Raw genomic sequence first — 15,167 nt, forward strand, 5'->3', positions numbered from 1 at the left:
CGCAACGATCAGGAGGTACCGAGGTGACCGAGCTGAAGCGGCGGCCTCTCCCCCACGACTTCCATCCGCCCGTGCCGTCCTTCACGGTGACGAGCGAGGACGTCCAGGAGGGCGCCACGCTGAAGGACGCCCAGGTCTACGCGGCCGGCAACACCTCGCCGCAGCTGCGGTGGGAGGGCTTCCCCGCCGAGACCAAGAGCTTCGCCGTGACCTGCTACGACCCGGACGCGCCGACGGGCAGTGGGTTCTGGCACTGGGTCGTGTTCGACATCCCGGCCTCCGTCACCGAGTTGCCGGCGGGTGCGGGCAGCGGCTCGTTCGAGGGGCTGCCGCAGGGCGCGGTCCAGGTGCGCAACGACTACGGCACCAAGGACTTCGGCGGTGCCGCGCCGCCGCCCGGGGACGGGCCGCACCGGTACGTGTTCACGGTGTACGCGGTGGACCAGGAGAAGCTCGGTCCCGACGCGGACGCGACGCCCGCGGTCGTGGGCTTCAACCTGCGGTTCCACACGATCGCGCGGGCCCAGCTGATCGGTGAGTACGAGGTGCCCGCCGAATCCTGAGATTCACCTCGCGTTTGCCCGCCCCTTGTCATGGAAGTGATCGGGGGCGGGCATTTTTATTGCGTTGTCCATCTCGGCGGGCCCGGCCAGAGTTGATCCAGCCCGCCGAGGGGGTGGGCCGGTGCACACGGGAGGTGGGCTGGTATGCGGGACACGCTGGTGCTGAACGCGAGCTTCGAGCCGTTGTCTACGGTGACGCTGAACCGAGCCGTCGTTCTGGTGCTGCAGGACAAGGCCGTCGTCGAGCAGGCCCACCCCGAACTGCGGATGCGGGGAGCCGCGGTGGACATACCGGCGCCTCGGGTGATCAGGCTGTGCAGGTACGTACGGGTGCCGTTCCGAAGACAAGCGCCGTGGTCGCGGCGGGGGGTGCTGGTGCGGGACCGGCACCGGTGCGCGTACTGCGGCCGGCGGGCGACGACCGTGGACCACGTGGTGCCGCGGTCGCAGGGGGGCGGGGACACGTGGCTGAACACGGTGGCCTCGTGCGCGGAGGACAACCACCGCAAGGCGAACCGGACTCCGCAGGAGGCGGGGATGCCGTTGCTCTTCGAGCCGTTCGAGCCGACTCCCGCGGACGCGATGCTGCTGGCGCTGGCGCGGGAGGAGTTCGAGGCGCTGCCGGAGTGGCTCTCCGTGGATGCCGCGTAGACCGTAGGGGTACAGGTCGTCTGCGGTCTGCGGGTAGGTCGTGGCTGGTCGCGCAGTTCCCCGCGCCCCTTGGGTGGGTGCGGGGAACTGGTGGTTCTGAGTGGCTGTCAGTCGAGGGTCGGCTTCTCGCGGCGTTCCGCCGGCGGGTTGCCGGGGGTGCCGTTGGCTCCGCCGTTGCCTGAGCCGCCGCCCATGCCGCCGAAGTTGCCCATGGCGCCGGAGAGGCCCTTGAGGGCGTCGCCGATCTCGCTGGGGACGATCCAGAGCTTGTTGGCGTCGCCCTCGGCGATCTTCGGGAGCATCTGGAGGTACTGGTAGGAGAGCAGCTTCTGGTCCGGGTCGCCGGCGTGGATGGCCTCGAAGACCGTACGCACGGCCTGGGCCTCGCCCTCGGCGCGCAGGGCGGCGGCCTTGGCCTCACCCTCGGCGCGCAGGATCTGGGACTGCTTCTCGCCCTCGGCGCGCAGGATCTCGGACTGACGGACACCCTCGGCCTGGAGGATCGCGGCGCGCTTGTCGCGGTCGGCGCGCATCTGCTTCTCCATCGAGTCCTGGATGGAGGTGGGCGGCTCGATGGCCTTCAGTTCCACGCGGTTGACGCGGATGCCCCACTTGCCGGTGGCCTCGTCGAGGACGCCGCGCAGTGCGGCGTTGATCTCCTCGCGAGAGGTGAGGGTCCGCTCCAGGTCCATGCCGCCGATGATGTTGCGCAGCGTGGTGACCGTCAGCTGCTCGATCGCCTGGATGTAGCTGGCGACCTCGTAGGTCGCGGCGCGGGCGTCGGTGACCTGGTAGTAGATGACGGTGTCGATGTTGACGACCAGGTTGTCCTGGGTGATCACCGGCTGCGGCGGGAACGGCACGACCTGTTCGCGCAGGTCGATGCGGTTGCGGATGGTGTCGATGAACGGCACGACGATGTTCAGGCCCGCGTTGAGGGTCCGTGTGTAGCGGCCGAAGCGCTCGACGATGGCGGCGCTGGCCTGTGGGATGACTTGGATCGTCTTGATCAGGGCGATGAAGACCAGCACCACCAGAATGATCAAGACGATGATGATCGGTTCCATCGTCGCTTCCCCGTACCCTTCTCGGCCTCGGCGCTTTTGGAAGATCTTATGGTTGAGAAGATCTTGCTGGTCGAGTCTCGCAGACCGTCACCCAACTCGGGGAGTGTTCGGCCGACTTGCGTCAGGTGAGGTCAGATGACGATCGCCGTGGCGCCCTCGATGTCCACCACGTCGACCTGCTGGCCGACCTCGTAGCTGCGGTCGGTGTCGAGGGCCCGGGCCGACCAGATCTCACCGGCGAGCTTGACGCGTCCGCCGGAGCCGTCGACGCGTTCCAGGACGAGGGCCTGTCTGCCCTTCAAGGCCTCGACGCCGGTGACGAGTTGGGGCCGCTGGGAGCGGTGCCGGGTCGCGATGGGCCGTACGACGGCCAGGAGGGCGACGGAGACCGCGACGAAGACGAGGACCTGCACCACGACGTCGCCGCCGAGGGCGGCGGCGATCGCGCCGGCGACGGCGCCCACCGCGAGCATCCCGAGTTCCGGCATGGCGGTGACCACGAGCGGGATTCCGAGCGCGGCCGCGCCGACGAGCCACCACACCCAGGCGTCGATGTCGTTCACACGGCCATGGTAGGCCGGGGGTGCCGCCGCGGACAGGGCGCGATCGGCGGGAACGCGCCCCGTCCGAGGAGGTGTTGGGCGGCTGTGGGGGCTCAGCCGAGCGGCAGGCCCTGGGCGGTCCAGCGGTCGCCGACCTGCTCGACGACGAGCGGGAGGCCGAAGCAGAGGGAGAGGTTGCGGGAGGTGAGTTCCAGCTCGAGCGGGCCCGCGGCGAGGACCTTGCCCTGGCGGATCATGAGGACGTGGGTGAAGCCCGGGGGGATCTCCTCGACGTGGTGGGTGACCATGAGCATCGACGGGGCGATCGGGTCGCGGGCGAGGCGGCCGAGGCGGCGGACGAGGTCCTCACGGCCGCCGAGGTCCAGGCCGGCGGCGGGCTCGTCGAGCAGGAGCAGTTCGGGGTCGGTCATCAGGGCGCGGGCGATGAGGGTGCGCTTGCGCTCGCCCTCGGAGAGGGTGCCGAACCTGCGGTCCAGGTAGTCGCTCATGCCGAGGCGGTCGAGGAAGGCGCGGGCGCGCTGCTCGTCGATCTCCTCATAGTCCTCGTGCCAGGTGGCGGTCATGCCGTAGGCGGCGGTGAGGACCGTCTGCAGGACCGTCTGGCGCTTGGGGAGCTTCTCGGTCATGGCGATGCCGGCCATGCCGATGCGCGGGCGCAGTTCGAAGACGTCGGTGCCGGGGCGGCCGAGGGTCTCGCCGAGGATGGTGGTGGTGCCCGAGCTGGGGTAGAGGTAGGTGGAAGCGAGGTTGAGGAGGGTGGTCTTGCCGGCGCCGTTCGGGCCCAGGATGACCCAGCGCTCGCCCTCCTTGACCGACCAGGAGACCTGGTCCACCAGAGCCCGGCCCTCGCGGACCACGGATACGTCCTGAAGCTCCAGAACATCGCTCATGAGCGCGTTGTCTCCCCTTGCAGTGTGGCCGGTCTCGGCAGTCGCGTACGCCTGTGGCTCGGTCGGTCGCGCCGGTGGGCGCAGCCCTCCATGAAATCTACGCCACCGGTCGGGCCGGACATTCCATCGGTCCGGTCCTTAGGGTGGGGGGATGCTCACGGAACCGCGCTCTGGACGCCTTGCCGCTTGGGGAAATGCCCTTCTCGCCGGACTTGTCTCGCCGGATGAGGCCGTGCTCGCGATCGTCGGCGAGGACGCCGTGCACCGGGTGGCAGGGCTGCCGGGTGAGTCGGCGCCGGTGGGGCTGACGCTCGCGCTGGGGCGGCTGCGGGCACTGGGCGCGACCGGGCTGCGGGTCGCGCTGCCCGCGCCGGGGCATCCGCTGGGGCTGAGCGGGCCGCCGGAGTTCAACGCGCGGGCGCTGGAGGCCGAGGAGGCGGTGATCTGTCACGGCGCCGCGCTGGGGCTGGTGCCGGAGGTGACGGAGGCGGGGCCCGCGGGTGATGTGCACGTGGAGGTCGTCTGGCACTGCCTGGCGGTGCGGGAGGCTCCGCCGGCCGACGTGCCCTCGCTCGGGGAGGCGGAGCGGGAGCTGGCGGAGGCGCTGCGGGAGGCGACGGAGGTGCTGACGCGGCTGGACGTGGCCGCGTCCGGGCCGGTCGCGGCGGCGGCGATCGAGGCGTACCGGGCGCGGGCGGAGCGGGGGCGGGAGGTGCTGGCGCCGGGGTATCCGCCGCGGGCGGTGCGGGTGCTGGAGCTGGCGCAGCGGGTCGGGGCGCTGGTGTCGCTGGCGTACGAGAACGGGCACGGGGGCGCGGTGAGCGCCGCGGAGATGGCGGCGCGGGCGCAGGCGCTGCTGCCGGTGGAGCGCACGGCGCGGCGGGCGCAGGTCGCGGCGTACAACGCGATCGTGGAGGAGCGGGAGCGCGGGGTGCGGTGAGTGCGGGCGGGGCGCGGCGGGACAGGCCGAGGGCCCCGCGGGTCGTCGTCGACTCGCGGGGCCCTGTCGCGGCCCGGGTGGGGACGCCGGCCGCTGGTGCCTTACGGCGCGGGAGGAGGTGGGGTGCTGCCCGTACGGATCACCGGCGGACGAGGTCTCCGCGGGCCGGAGGGCCTGGCGGTTGCCCGGGTCCGGTGAGGCCGGCGGGGGCGGAACTCAGCGGTTGACGCCCTCGTTGCCGAAGGCCGGGTTCAGCACGCCGATGACGTTCACGCTGTTGCCCACGGCGTTGACCGGGACGTGCACCGGGGCCTGGACGAGGTTGCCCGAGACGACACCCGGCGAGTGCTGGGCCTCGCCGGTCGCCAGCGAGCCGTCGGTGGCGTTGGCCATGCCCGCACCGGTGGCCACCAGGCCACCGGCCACCATCGCCACAGCCGCTGCCTTCTTCAGGTTCTTCACTTCTGAGCCCTCTCTAGCGATCACTGCGGCAGGCGCCGCAGCACGCACTGGAGAACGGCCATGATCCGCGGAGGATGCGCCATGTGGGGGACATTCCCACGACAGTATGAATCTCAGCTCGGAGCGTGACCTTCCGTATTGCCGTACGGAGAGCTCGCCCGATGCCATGGGCAGAGCGTGTCAGCCGGTCACGCCATGGCGGACGGCCCACAGGGCGGCCTGGGTGCGGTCGGCGAGGTCGAGTTTCATCAGGATGTTCGACACGTGCGTCTTGACGGTCTTCTCGGACAGCACCAGGGCGCGGGCGATCTCCCGGTTGGAGCGGCCGTCGGCTATCAGGCCCAGCACCTCGCGCTCGCGCTCGGTGAGCGATCCGGCCCGGCCCTGGCCGGAGCCCGCGTCCTCCTGTGACAGCAGGGCCCCCGCCACCTCCGGCTGGAGCAGGATGTGCCCGGCGTGCACGGAGCGGATGGCGCCGGCCAGGGCGTCGGGGTCGACGTCCTTGTAGACGTATCCGGCGGCTCCGGCGCGCAGGGCCGGGACCACCGTGCGCTGTTCGGTGAAGCTGGTGACGACCAGCACGCGCGCGGGGTTGTCCAGCTCGCGCAGGCGGCGCAGCGCCTCGACGCCGTCCATGCCGGGCATCTTCACGTCCATGAGGACGACGTCGGGTTTCAGTTCCTCGGCGCGCTCGACGCCCTCGGCTCCGTCGGCGGCCTCGCCCACGACCTCTATGTCGTCCTGCACCTCCAGGAAGGTGCGCAGGCCCCGGCGGACGACCTGGTGGTCGTCGACGAGCAGCACCTTGATTGAGTCAGCCACCGGGGACCTCCATCTCGATCGTGGTGCCCTTTCCGGGCGCCGATTCCACGGTCAGTCTGCCGCCGACGCCGCTCGCCCGGTCCCGCATGGAGACCAGCCCGAGATGGCGTCCGGCGCGGCGCACCCCGCGCGGGTCGAAGCCGCTGCCGTCGTCCGTCACCCGCAGCACCGCGCCGCTGCCGTGCCTGGTGAGGGAGACGTCGACGTGGTCGGCGCCGGAGTGCCGCAGCGCGTTGTGCAGGGCTTCCTGGGCGACGCGCAGCAGGGCCTCCTCCTGGGCGGCGGGCAGGGCGCGCACGCCGCGGCTGTCGAAGGTGACGCGCGCGGTGTGGGCGCGGTCGAGGACCTGTATCTGGGTGCGCAGGGTGGCGACGAGGCCGTCCTCGTCGAGGGCGGCGGGGCGCAGTTCGACCACGGCGGCGCGCAGCTCGTCGGCGGCCTCGGCGGCGAGCGCGGCCACCTGCTGCAGCTCGCCCTTGGCGCGGGCCGGGTCGCGGTCGACGAGGGCGGCGGCGGCCTGGGCGGTCAGGCGCAGGGAGAACAGCTTCTGGCTGACGGCGTCGTGCAGCTCGTGGGCGAGGCGGGAGCGCTCCTCGGCGATGGTCAGCTCGCGGCTGCGTTCGTAGAGCCGCGCGTTGGTGAGGGCGATGGCCGCGTGCTGGGCGAGGATGGCGAGCAGTTCCTCGTCGTCCTCGGTGAAGCCGCAGCCGCCGTCGCGGCGCGGGCAGTTCTTGTTGGCGAGGAAGAGCGCGCCGATGATCTCGTCGCCGTCGCGGATGGGCAGGCCGAGGAAGTCGGCGAGCTCGGGGTGGGCGGAGGGCCAGCCCTCGAAGCGGGGGTCCTTGCGGACGTCGGCGAGGCGTTCGACGCGGGCCTCGTGGAGCATCGAGGCGAGGATGCCGTGCTGGCGGGGCAGCGGCCCGATGGCCTTCCACTGCCGGTCACTGACGCCGTCGACCACGAACTGGGAGAAGCCGCCGTGATCGTCGGGCACGCCGAGGGCGGCGTACTGCGCGTCGAGCAGTTCGCGGGCCGAGGCGACGATCGTCTTGAGGACGTCGCGCACCTCGAGGTGCCTGCTCATGGCCAGCAGCGCGGAGCTGACCGCGGCGAGGCCGGACCGGGGGCCTTGACTCATGTCTCCACGCTAGCGGCGGGGTGTGACACCGGGGATCGGACCGCTGACCGCGACAGGGTGGTTCCGAGGTCCTAGGTCGCAGGTCCCGGGCGGCTGGGGGCGGGGGCCGGGGCGGTCCGCCCGGAGCTGGGGCCGGGGCGGTCCGCTCGGGTGAGCCCGCGAGGGCGGCCGGGCGCCGAGGGTGCTCACGCAGAGCGTTGCGGGGGCAACTCGCGGTGAGACCGTCGTGGCGGTGATGTGAGCCCGCACATAGGGCGCAGATCACGTACGAACGGACATAGGAGACAGCCGGGCTCCGGATGAGCGGGAAAGACAGTCCAGTCTGTCCCGATTTGCCCTCTGGCGATCCACTACCCGGCATCGTACGTCACACCTTTGCCTCCCGATTTTGCGGCCGCTAAGAATTGCCTCCGTCGCTCAGCGCCGCGGGTTCCGCCCCGCGGCGTTCGTGCGGGAAGAGCCCCCTGTCCCCCGCCGATGTCCCCCGTCGGACGCAGAGCGACCTCCGCGCTATTCGAAGAGGTCCACTCCGCATGCCCAAGAACACCCAGAACCCCGGTCACCGTCGCGTGCCGACCAAGGCGCACAAGATCGCGCTCTCCGGTGTCGCCGCGCTCGGTGCCGCCGCCCTCGCGTTCTCCGTCGTCCCGGCCGGCGAGAGGACGACGACGGCCGAGGCCGGTTCCGCGGCTGCGGTGGCGTACGGCTCCGAGCAGGTCAAGGACGTCAAGGGCACGATCACCGACCAGCTCGCGGCCGCCAGCGTGAAGGTCGAGGCGATCGAGGCGCAGCAGAAGGCCGTCGCCGAGGCCGCCGCGAAGCGGAAGGCCGCGGCCGAGGCCCGGAAGAAGGCCGCCGAGGAAGCCGCCGAGAAGGCCGCGCGGGAGCGTGCCGCGAAGCAGTCCGCGAGCCGGGCCGCCCAGCGCGTCGCCATGAAGTCGGTCGCCGCCGTCAAGCCGGCCGCCGCGAAGAAGGCGTACGCGAACAACCTCGACGGCTGGATCCGCGAGGCGCTCGACGTCATGAAGAAGCACGGCATCCCGGGCTCCTACAGCGGCATCCACCGCAACATCATGCGGGAGTCCTCGGGCAACCCGAACGCCATCAACAACTGGGACATCAACGCCCAGAACGGCATTCCGTCGAAGGGCCTGCTCCAGGTGATCCCGCCGACCTTCCAGGCCTACCACGTGCCGGGCACGTCGTGGAACATCTACGACCCGGTCGCCAACATCGCCGCCGCGTGCAACTACGCGGCCGACCGCTACGGCTCGATGGACAACGTCAACAGCGCGTACTGAGGCCGCGCGGACCTCGGTACACAGCGCCGAAGGGCGGCACCCTCCTGACGGGGTGCCGCCCTTCGGCGTCGTACGGCGGTGTGTACGGCCGTGACTACTTGCGCATGACCTCGGGCTCGTGGCGGCGCAGGAAGCGGGCCACGAAGAAGCCGCAGATCACGCCGAGCGCGATGAGGGCGGCCATGTCCAGGGTCCAGGTGCCCAGGCTGTGCTCCCACAGCGGGTCGTTGTCGGCGCCCTCCTCGGGCGGGCTGATCTTGTTGAAGTCCAGCGTGGCGCCCGCGGCGGCGACCGCCCAGCGCGAGGGCATCAGGTACGAGAACTGGTTGACGCCGACCGTGCCGCTCAGGGCGAAGAGGCAGCCGGTGAAGACGACCTGGATGATCGCGAACATGACCAGCAGCGGCATCGTCTTCTCGGCGGTCTTCACCAGCGAGGAGATGATCAGGCCGAACATCATCGAGGTGAAGCCCAGCGCCATGATCGGCAGGGACAGCTCGATGAGCGTGGCGCCGCCGAGGATCAGGCCCTCCTCGGGGATCTCGCGGGTGGCGAAGCCGATCACGCCGACCATCAGCCCCTGGGCCACGGTGATCAGGCCGAGCACGAACACCTTGGACATCAGGTACGCCGAGCGGGACAGGCCGGTGGCGCGCTCCCGCTCGTAGATGACCCGTTCCTTGATCAGCTCGCGGACGGAGTTGGCCGCGCCGGCGAAGCAGGCGCCGACGGCGAGGATCAGCAGGACGGTGGTGGCCGTGCCGTTGGGGATGATCCGGCCGGTCTGCGGATGGGCCGGGTTGGGCAGCAGTCCGCGGTCGGGGTCGATGAGGAGGCTCACCGCGCCGAGCACGGCCGGCAGGATCACCATCAGGGCGAGGAAGCCCTTGTCGGAGGCGATCACGGAGATGTAGCGGCGGACCAGTGTGATCCACTGCGACATCCAGCCCTGCGGCTTCGGCGGCCTGATGGCCTGCATCTGCGGCATCTGCACGGCCTGCGGGGCGACGGCGTCGATGTCCGCGGCGTACATCTGGTAGTGCTGCGAGCCCTTCCAGCGGCCCGCCCAGTCGTAGTCGCGGTAGTTCTCGAAGGCGGAGAAGACGTCGGCCCAGGTGTCGTAGCCGAAGAAGTTCAGCGCCTCCTCGGGCGGGCCGAAGTAGGCGACGGAGCCGCCGGGGGCCATCACCAGGAGCTTGTCGCACAGCGCCAGCTCGGCCACCGAGTGGGTGACGACGAGGACGGTGCGGCCGTCGTCGGCGAGACCGCGCAGCAGCTGCATCACGTCGCGGTCCATGCCCGGGTCGAGGCCGGAGGTCGGCTCGTCCAGGAAGATCAGTGACGGCTTGGTCAGCAGCTCCAGGGCGACCGAGACGCGCTTGCGCTGGCCGCCGGAGAGCGAGGTGACCTTCTTGTCCTTGTGGATGTCGAGCTTCAGCTCACGCAGCACCTCGTCGATGCGGGCCTCGCGCTCGGCCGCCGTGGTGTCGGCGGGGAAGCGCAGCTTGGCCGCGTACTTGAGGGCCTTCTTCACGGTCAGCTCCTTGTGCAGGATGTCGTCCTGCGGGACCAGACCGATGCGCTGGCGCAGCTCGGCGAACTGCTTGTAGAGGTTCCGGTTGTCGTACAGGACCTCGCCCTGGTTGGCGGGCCGGTAGCCGGTCAGCGCCTTGAGCAGGGTGGACTTGCCGGAGCCGGACGGGCCGATGACCGCGATCAGCGACTTCTCCGGGACGCCGAACGAGACGTCCTTGAGGATCTGCTTGCCGCCGTCGACCGTGACGGTGAGGTGGCGGGCGGAGAAGGACACCTCACCGGTGTCGACGAACTCCTCCAGCCGGTCGCCGACGATCCGGAACGTCGAGTGGCCGACGCCGACGATGTCGGTGGGGCCGAGCAGCGCGGAGCCGCCCTTGGGGATCGGCTGGCCGTTGACGTACGTGCCGTTGTGCGAGCCGAGGTCGCGGATCTCCATGCGGCCGTCGGGCGTGGCGTGGAACTCCGCGTGGTTGCGGGAGACCTGGAGGTCGGAGACGACCAGGTCGTTCTCCAGGGCGCGGCCGATGCGCATGACGCGGCCGAGCGCGAACTGGTGGAACGTGGTGGGGCTGCGGTCGCCGCCGTAGACCGGCGGTGCCCCCGCGGCACCGCCGGGGACCTTCTGCGCGTAGTTCTCCACCGGGCCCTGCTGCGGCGGGACGTGCGCGGCGTGCGGCTGCTGGGGCGAGCTCTGCGGCTGGTGCCAGCCGGGCTGCGGGGCCGGCTGCTGCGGAGCCTGCCGCGGGGCCGCCATCTGCTGGTGCGGGGCCTGCGCGTGTGCGGCCTGCTGGTGCGGGGCCGGTGCCTGCGGCTGCTGGGCCCATCCGGCGCCGGCGCCCTGTGCGGCGTACGGCTGCTGGGCATGCTGCTGCTGCGGCTGGGCCTGCGGTGTCGCGGCGGCCGCGGCACCGGAGAGGGTGACGAGCGGGCCGTCGGTCGCGTTGCCGAGGTTCAGCGCCGAGCCGGGACCGATCTCCATCTGATGGATCCGCCGGCCCTGCACGAACGTGCCGTTGGTGCTGCCATGGTCCTCGATGACCCAACTGCGGCCGTTGAAGCTGACCGTGGCGTGCCGCCAGGAGACCCTGGCGTCGTCGAACACGACGTCACCCTGAGGGTCGCGTCCGAGTGTGTAGGACCGCGACGCGTCCAGCGTCCAGGTCCGTCCGTTTGATTCCAGTACGAGTTCCGGCACTCCATGCCCCACTGAGTTGTCCCCCGAGTTACCCCCGTCGCGGGGAGTCTAGGGATGTCGAACATCGGGGGGAACTATTTCAGGAGCGGCCCCCTGACCGAAAGTCGGGCCTTGTGAAGACCGCGCGCGGGCGCACGGAAGCACTCTCGTTGACGGGGTGGAAACCTGCCCGGAGAGTGGTAATCCCCCGCGAGGGGGACATGCGCGGCAGTCGCGCCGCGCCGCGGATCGGGGGGTCTGCCATGAGCGTCGGGGACGCGCCGTACGGCACGAGGGTGCCCTGGGTGGATGTGCTGCTGTGCGCGATCGCCGCCGTGAGCTGGGCATTGATCGGGATGGCGGGCACGGCCGCGCTCGGACTGCGGCTACTGGAGGCCGACGCGGCGGGCTCGTCGGGGCCGATGACCGCGGCGGTGGTGGCGCTCGGGGCGGGTGGTTCGGTCACGCCGTCCGGGGACGTGTCCGTGTTCGGCCTGGAGGGCGCCGAGGCCACGACCGCCGTCGAGATCACGCCATGGGGCGTGAGCCTGGTCGGTGCGCTCCTTTTGTCCTGGTTCTTCCTACGGTCCTTGTGCGCGGCCGCAGTTGTCGTCGCGCCCGCCGAACTCCTCGCCCGCGCGGGGGCGGTGATCGTGCTGTTCGTGGCCACGCTGGGCGGGCTCGCGTGGGCCGGGCGAGACGTCATCACCTTCGACGGCGGGGCGCTGGAGGTGGGCGAGCTGTTCGGAGGGGCTGGGGGCGGGGGTGGAGGCGCGGGCGGGTCGGATGGGGGCCTTGAGATTCCGGGGCTGGGGGACATCGGGGATGTCGGAGGCATCGGAGGGGCCGGAGAGGACGGAGAGGTCGGCGGCATCGGTGACATCGGCGGGCTGTTGCCGGACCGGCTCGGCGATCTCGTCGACGCGGAGGCGGCGGTCGGGTTCAGCGTCGACACGGCGCCGACGCTGCTGGGGGGCGCGGCCTGGGTGACGGGTGTGCTGTTCGTCGCGTTGCTGGCGTCGCGCCGGACTCCGCTGCCGCGCGGCTGGGACGCGGTGCACCGGGTGGTACGGCCGGCCGTGTCGGCGCTCCTCGCGGTGGTGCTGGTCGCCGTGGCCGCGGGGTGCGCCGCCGCGGCGTACGCGGCGATCGGGGACGACCATCCGAAGCGGATCGCGGGCGCCGCGTTGCTGGGGGCGCCGAACGGTGTGTGGCTGGGGTTGTCGGTGGGGTTGTTCGTGCCCTGGGACGGCGAGGCGTCGGGGATTCTCGCGCGGTTCCTGCCCGACCCGCTCGACGACCTGCTCGCGGACACCGACCAGCCGGTCACGCTGGGGCGTCTGGCCGAGCTGGACGGGCGGGTGTGGCTGCTGGCGGTGGCGGCGGGTTCGGCGATGCTGCTGGCGGGGGTGGTACAGGCGGTCCGGACACCGGTCGGCGGGGCGGTGAGTGGCGGGTGGGGGTGGGGCGGAGCCGTGTCGAGGGACGGGCGCGATGGGGACGGGGGTGTGTCGAGGGGTGTGCGCCGTGAGGACGGGGGCGGGGTGCGTGGCGGGCGGGGGCGGGGCGCCGTTGGTTTCGCCGGGCGTTGTGCGTTGCGGCTGGGCGTGGTGACGGCGTGTGCGCTGCCGCTGCTCGGGCTGGCGACGGAGGTGTCGCTCGACGCCTCGCTGTCCGTGCTGGGGATCGACGCGTTCGGGGCTGGTGTGGAGCTGAGCCCGCACCTGGGCACGGCGCTGCTGCTCGGCGCGGTCTGGGGCACGGCGGCGGGGGCCGGTGGGGCGCTGCTGGCCTGGTCGTGCGGGGCCGCGGGACGGCGGGTGGCGCCGCTGGCACAGGGTGACGCCGGGCGGCCCCGCGCCGCGTATCCGGAGGGGCCGGGTCCCTACGCCCCGGGGACTCCGTACCGGCCGCCGAACCCCGCGACCAATCCTTATCTGCGGCTGCCGGGGCGTTCACGGGACCGGGACACGGAGGTGCTGCGGCGGTCGGATGCGCAGGCAGGTGCGGGCGGGGCGCCCGTCGATCGCTCCGGGGACAGGGCGGCGCCCCCGAAGCGCCCCCCACTCCCGGACGAGGGGCTGTACGGCGCCCCGACCGTGGCTCGCCGCATGGACCCGCCCCCGCGATCCCCGCAGCGGCCACCGGGGACGGGGGCGGGAGGGCGGTCAGAGGGACGGTCGGGTGAGCGTGAGCCGGGCCGGCCCGGCTCGCCGGAGGACGGGGTGCCGCCCCCTCCTCCGCCGCCACCCGCGCCACCGAGGCGGGGTCCCGGCAGGAGCGAGCCCCCGCGGCGGGGTGAGCCCCGGCCGCCGCGCGAGGGGCCCGGGCAGGCGTCGGGAAGGTCGACGTGATGAGGGCCGCCGGCGTGGACGGCGGTCAGCGCACGTCGGATACAGGCTCGCCAGACGACGGCCCGCCGCCACCTCCTCCACCCCCTCCACCCCCGCACGCGCCGCCCAGACCGGGCCGGGCAGCAACGTGCCGCTGCGGCGAGACGGGCTCCCCCGTCGCGCCGAGACCGGCAGGTACCCGCAGACCGGCGGGATCGGGCGCGGTGATGGGGACGGCGGTCAGCGTTCATCGGGGCCGGGCTCGCCAAGAGGGGGCCTCGGCGCCTCCCCGCCCCGCCCCACGGGCCGCACCAGCCGAGACCTGGCTCAGGTGGGGCCTGCCGGCGATGAGCCTCCGTGGTGGGGAAGTCCAGGGCCTCGTGAGGGAGGTACGCGCGGGACTTGGCCACGTGGGCGTCATGCGGGCGACGCACAGTGTTCCGTGTCCGCTAGGCGGACCTCGGGCGCGGGCGGCACTGGGTGCCGGTTACCGTGGGAGCACCATGAGCGCTTCGCAGACCTCTGACGTCCCCACTCTCCTGGTCAAGATCTTCGGCAAGGACAGGCCGGGTCTCACCGCCGGACTCTTCGACACCCTGGCCGCCTACTCCGTCGACGTCGTCGACATCGAGCAGGTCGTGACCCGGGGCCGGATCGTGCTGTGCGCGCTCGTGACCGAGCCGCCCCACGGGCTGGAGGGCGACCTGCGGGCCACCGTCCACAGCTGGGCGGAGTCGATGAAGATGCAGGCCGAGATCATCTCCGGCCTCGGCGACAACCGTCCGCGTGGCCACGGCCGCTCCCTGGTGACCGTCCTCGGCCACCCGCTGACCGCGGAGGCCACCGCCGCCATCGCCGCCAAGATCACCAAGGCGGGCGGCAACATCGACCGTATCTTCCGGCTCGCCAAGTACCCCGTCACCGCCGTCGAGTTCGCGGTGTCCGGTGTGGAGACCGAGCCGCTGCGCACCACCTTGGTCACCGACGCGGCGGCGCTCGGTGTGGACGTCGCGGTCGTCGCGGCCGGGCTGCACCGGCGGGCCCAGCGCCTGGTCGTGATGGACGTGGACTCGACGCTCATCCAGGACGAGGTCATCGAGCTGTTCGCCGCCCACGCGGGCTGCGAGGACAAGGTCGCCGAGGTGACGGCGGCGGCGATGCGCGGGGAGCTGGACTTCGAGCAGTCGCTGCACGCGCGGGTGGCGCTGCTGAAGGGCCTGGACGCCTCGGTGGTGGACAAGGTGCGCAGCGAGGTGCGGCTGACGCCGGGTGCCCGCACCCTCATCCGGACGCTGAAGCGGCTCGGCTACCAGGTGGGTGTCGTATCGGGCGGCTTCACCCAGGTCACGGACGACCTGAAGGAGCGGCTGGGTCTCGACTTCGCCCAGGCCAACACGCTGGAGATCGTCGACGGCAAGCTGACCGGCAAGGTCACCGGCGAGATCGTGGACCGCGCGGGCAAGGCGCGGCTGCTGCGCCGGTTCGCCGCGGAGGCGGGCGTACCCCTGTCGCAGACCGTGGCGATCGGCGACGGCGCCAACGACCTCGACATGCTGAACGCGGCGGGGCTCGGTGTCGCCTTCAACGCCAAGCCGGTGGTGCGGGAGGCCGCGCACACGGCGGTGAACGTGCCGTTCCTGGACACCGTGCTGTACCTGCTCGGCGTGACCCGCGAAGAGGTCGAGGCGGCGGACGCGCACGAGGAGGACTAGTCCGGGCCGCCG

At 72.0% G+C, this 15,167-nt stretch carries 13 protein-coding genes; 6 read left to right on the top strand and 7 right to left on the bottom strand.

All coding sequences use genetic code 11. The annotated features are described in order from the left end of the window. Window positions 1-23: 23 nt before the first annotated feature. A complete protein-coding gene (locus G7Z13_RS07420; protein ID WP_165997187.1) occupies window positions 24-563 on the top strand; it encodes a YbhB/YbcL family Raf kinase inhibitor-like protein in 540 nt (179 codons plus the stop codon). A 144-nt stretch (window positions 564-707) separates the two neighbouring features. Beyond that, window positions 708-1,214, top strand: coding sequence for an HNH endonuclease (locus G7Z13_RS07425; RefSeq protein ID WP_165997188.1), 507 nt, complete (start codon window positions 708-710; stop codon window positions 1,212-1,214). Between the two features lie 107 nt (window positions 1,215-1,321). Here G7Z13_RS07425 and G7Z13_RS07430 read toward each other — a convergent pair whose 3' ends face one another. The 3 genes from G7Z13_RS07430 to G7Z13_RS07440 all read right to left on the bottom strand — a co-directional run bounded on the left by G7Z13_RS07430 (window position 1,322) and on the right by G7Z13_RS07440 (window position 3,734). Continuing rightward, window positions 1,322-2,281, bottom strand: coding sequence for an SPFH domain-containing protein (locus tag G7Z13_RS07430; RefSeq protein ID WP_165997189.1), 960 nt, complete (start codon window positions 2,279-2,281; stop codon window positions 1,322-1,324). 131 nt (window positions 2,282-2,412) lie between these two features. After that, window positions 2,413-2,844, bottom strand: a complete 432-nt coding sequence (locus tag G7Z13_RS07435) for an NfeD family protein (RefSeq protein ID WP_165997191.1) — start codon at window positions 2,842-2,844, stop codon at window positions 2,413-2,415. 92 nt (window positions 2,845-2,936) lie between these two features. Continuing rightward, window positions 2,937-3,734, bottom strand: a complete 798-nt coding sequence (locus tag G7Z13_RS07440) for an ABC transporter ATP-binding protein (RefSeq protein ID WP_165997192.1) — start codon at window positions 3,732-3,734, stop codon at window positions 2,937-2,939. A 151-nt stretch (window positions 3,735-3,885) separates the two neighbouring features. Between G7Z13_RS07440 and G7Z13_RS07445 the strand changes: the two genes are divergently transcribed. Then, the gene (locus tag G7Z13_RS07445) at window positions 3,886-4,674 is read left to right on the top strand and encodes a hypothetical protein (RefSeq protein ID WP_165997193.1); all 789 of its coding nucleotides are present in this window, start codon (window positions 3,886-3,888) and stop codon (window positions 4,672-4,674) included. A 216-nt stretch (window positions 4,675-4,890) separates the two neighbouring features. Here the strand turns inward: G7Z13_RS07445 and G7Z13_RS07450 are convergent, their stop codons facing one another. The 3 genes from G7Z13_RS07450 to G7Z13_RS07460 form a co-directional block, all read right to left on the bottom strand. Continuing rightward, a complete protein-coding gene (locus tag G7Z13_RS07450) occupies window positions 4,891-5,136 on the bottom strand; it encodes a chaplin (protein WP_165997195.1) in 246 nt (81 codons plus the stop codon). Window positions 5,137-5,316: 180 nt separating this feature from the next. Next, the gene (locus tag G7Z13_RS07455) at window positions 5,317-5,958 is read right to left on the bottom strand and encodes a response regulator transcription factor (RefSeq protein WP_165997196.1); all 642 of its coding nucleotides are present in this window, start codon (window positions 5,956-5,958) and stop codon (window positions 5,317-5,319) included. Continuing rightward, window positions 5,951-7,096, bottom strand: a complete 1,146-nt coding sequence (locus tag G7Z13_RS07460) for a GAF domain-containing sensor histidine kinase (RefSeq protein WP_165997197.1) — start codon at window positions 7,094-7,096, stop codon at window positions 5,951-5,953. Before G7Z13_RS07460 ends, G7Z13_RS07455 begins: the two co-directional genes overlap by 8 nt. A 533-nt stretch (window positions 7,097-7,629) precedes the next feature. On the opposite strand from G7Z13_RS07460, the gene G7Z13_RS07465 reads away from it, so the two are divergent. Next, on the top strand, window positions 7,630-8,397 hold the full coding sequence (locus G7Z13_RS07465; protein WP_165997199.1) for a transglycosylase SLT domain-containing protein: 768 nt from the start codon (window positions 7,630-7,632) through the stop codon (window positions 8,395-8,397). A gap of 94 nt (window positions 8,398-8,491) precedes the next feature. Here G7Z13_RS07465 and G7Z13_RS07470 read toward each other — a convergent pair whose 3' ends face one another. Next, entirely contained in the window at window positions 8,492-11,131 is a 2,640-nt protein-coding gene (locus G7Z13_RS07470; RefSeq protein ID WP_206313022.1) for an FHA domain-containing protein, read from the bottom strand. 242 nt (window positions 11,132-11,373) lie between these two features. Here G7Z13_RS07470 and G7Z13_RS07475 point away from each other — a divergent pair, with 242 nt between their 5' ends. Together G7Z13_RS07475 and serB are read left to right on the top strand one after the other, a co-directional pair. Beyond that, window positions 11,374-13,464 (top strand): streptophobe family protein, encoded by a 2,091-nt coding sequence (locus G7Z13_RS07475; protein ID WP_165997201.1) that lies wholly within the window; start codon window positions 11,374-11,376, stop codon window positions 13,462-13,464. Between the two features lie 482 nt (window positions 13,465-13,946). Further along, the gene (serB, locus tag G7Z13_RS07480; protein ID WP_165997203.1) at window positions 13,947-15,155 is read left to right on the top strand and encodes a phosphoserine phosphatase SerB; all 1,209 of its coding nucleotides are present in this window, start codon (window positions 13,947-13,949) and stop codon (window positions 15,153-15,155) included. Window positions 15,156-15,167 lie beyond the last annotated feature (12 nt).

It is taken from the genome of Streptomyces sp. JB150, from assembly GCF_011193355.1.
Taxonomy (GTDB): Bacteria; Actinomycetota; Actinomycetes; order Streptomycetales; family Streptomycetaceae; genus Streptomyces.

Bases quoted from the DNA above. Each gene is read 5' to 3' on its own strand.
- G7Z13_RS07425 (WP_165997188.1), top strand. From the start codon at position 708: ATGCGGGACACGCTGGTGCTGAACGCGAGCTTCGAGCCGTTGTCTACG.
- G7Z13_RS07430 (WP_165997189.1), bottom strand. From the start codon at position 2,281: ATGGAACCGATCATCATCGTCTTGATCATTCTGGTGGTGCTGGTCTTC.
- G7Z13_RS07440 (WP_165997192.1), bottom strand. From the start codon at position 3,734: ATGAGCGATGTTCTGGAGCTTCAGGACGTATCCGTGGTCCGCGAGGGC.
- G7Z13_RS07445 (WP_165997193.1), top strand. From the start codon at position 3,886: ATGCTCACGGAACCGCGCTCTGGACGCCTTGCCGCTTGGGGAAATGCC.
- G7Z13_RS07460 (WP_165997197.1), bottom strand. From the start codon at position 7,096: ATGAGTCAAGGCCCCCGGTCCGGCCTCGCCGCGGTCAGCTCCGCGCTG.
- G7Z13_RS07465 (WP_165997199.1), top strand. From the start codon at position 7,630: ATGCCCAAGAACACCCAGAACCCCGGTCACCGTCGCGTGCCGACCAAG.
- G7Z13_RS07475 (WP_165997201.1), top strand. From the start codon at position 11,374: ATGAGCGTCGGGGACGCGCCGTACGGCACGAGGGTGCCCTGGGTGGAT.
- serB (WP_165997203.1), top strand. From the start codon at position 13,947: ATGAGCGCTTCGCAGACCTCTGACGTCCCCACTCTCCTGGTCAAGATC.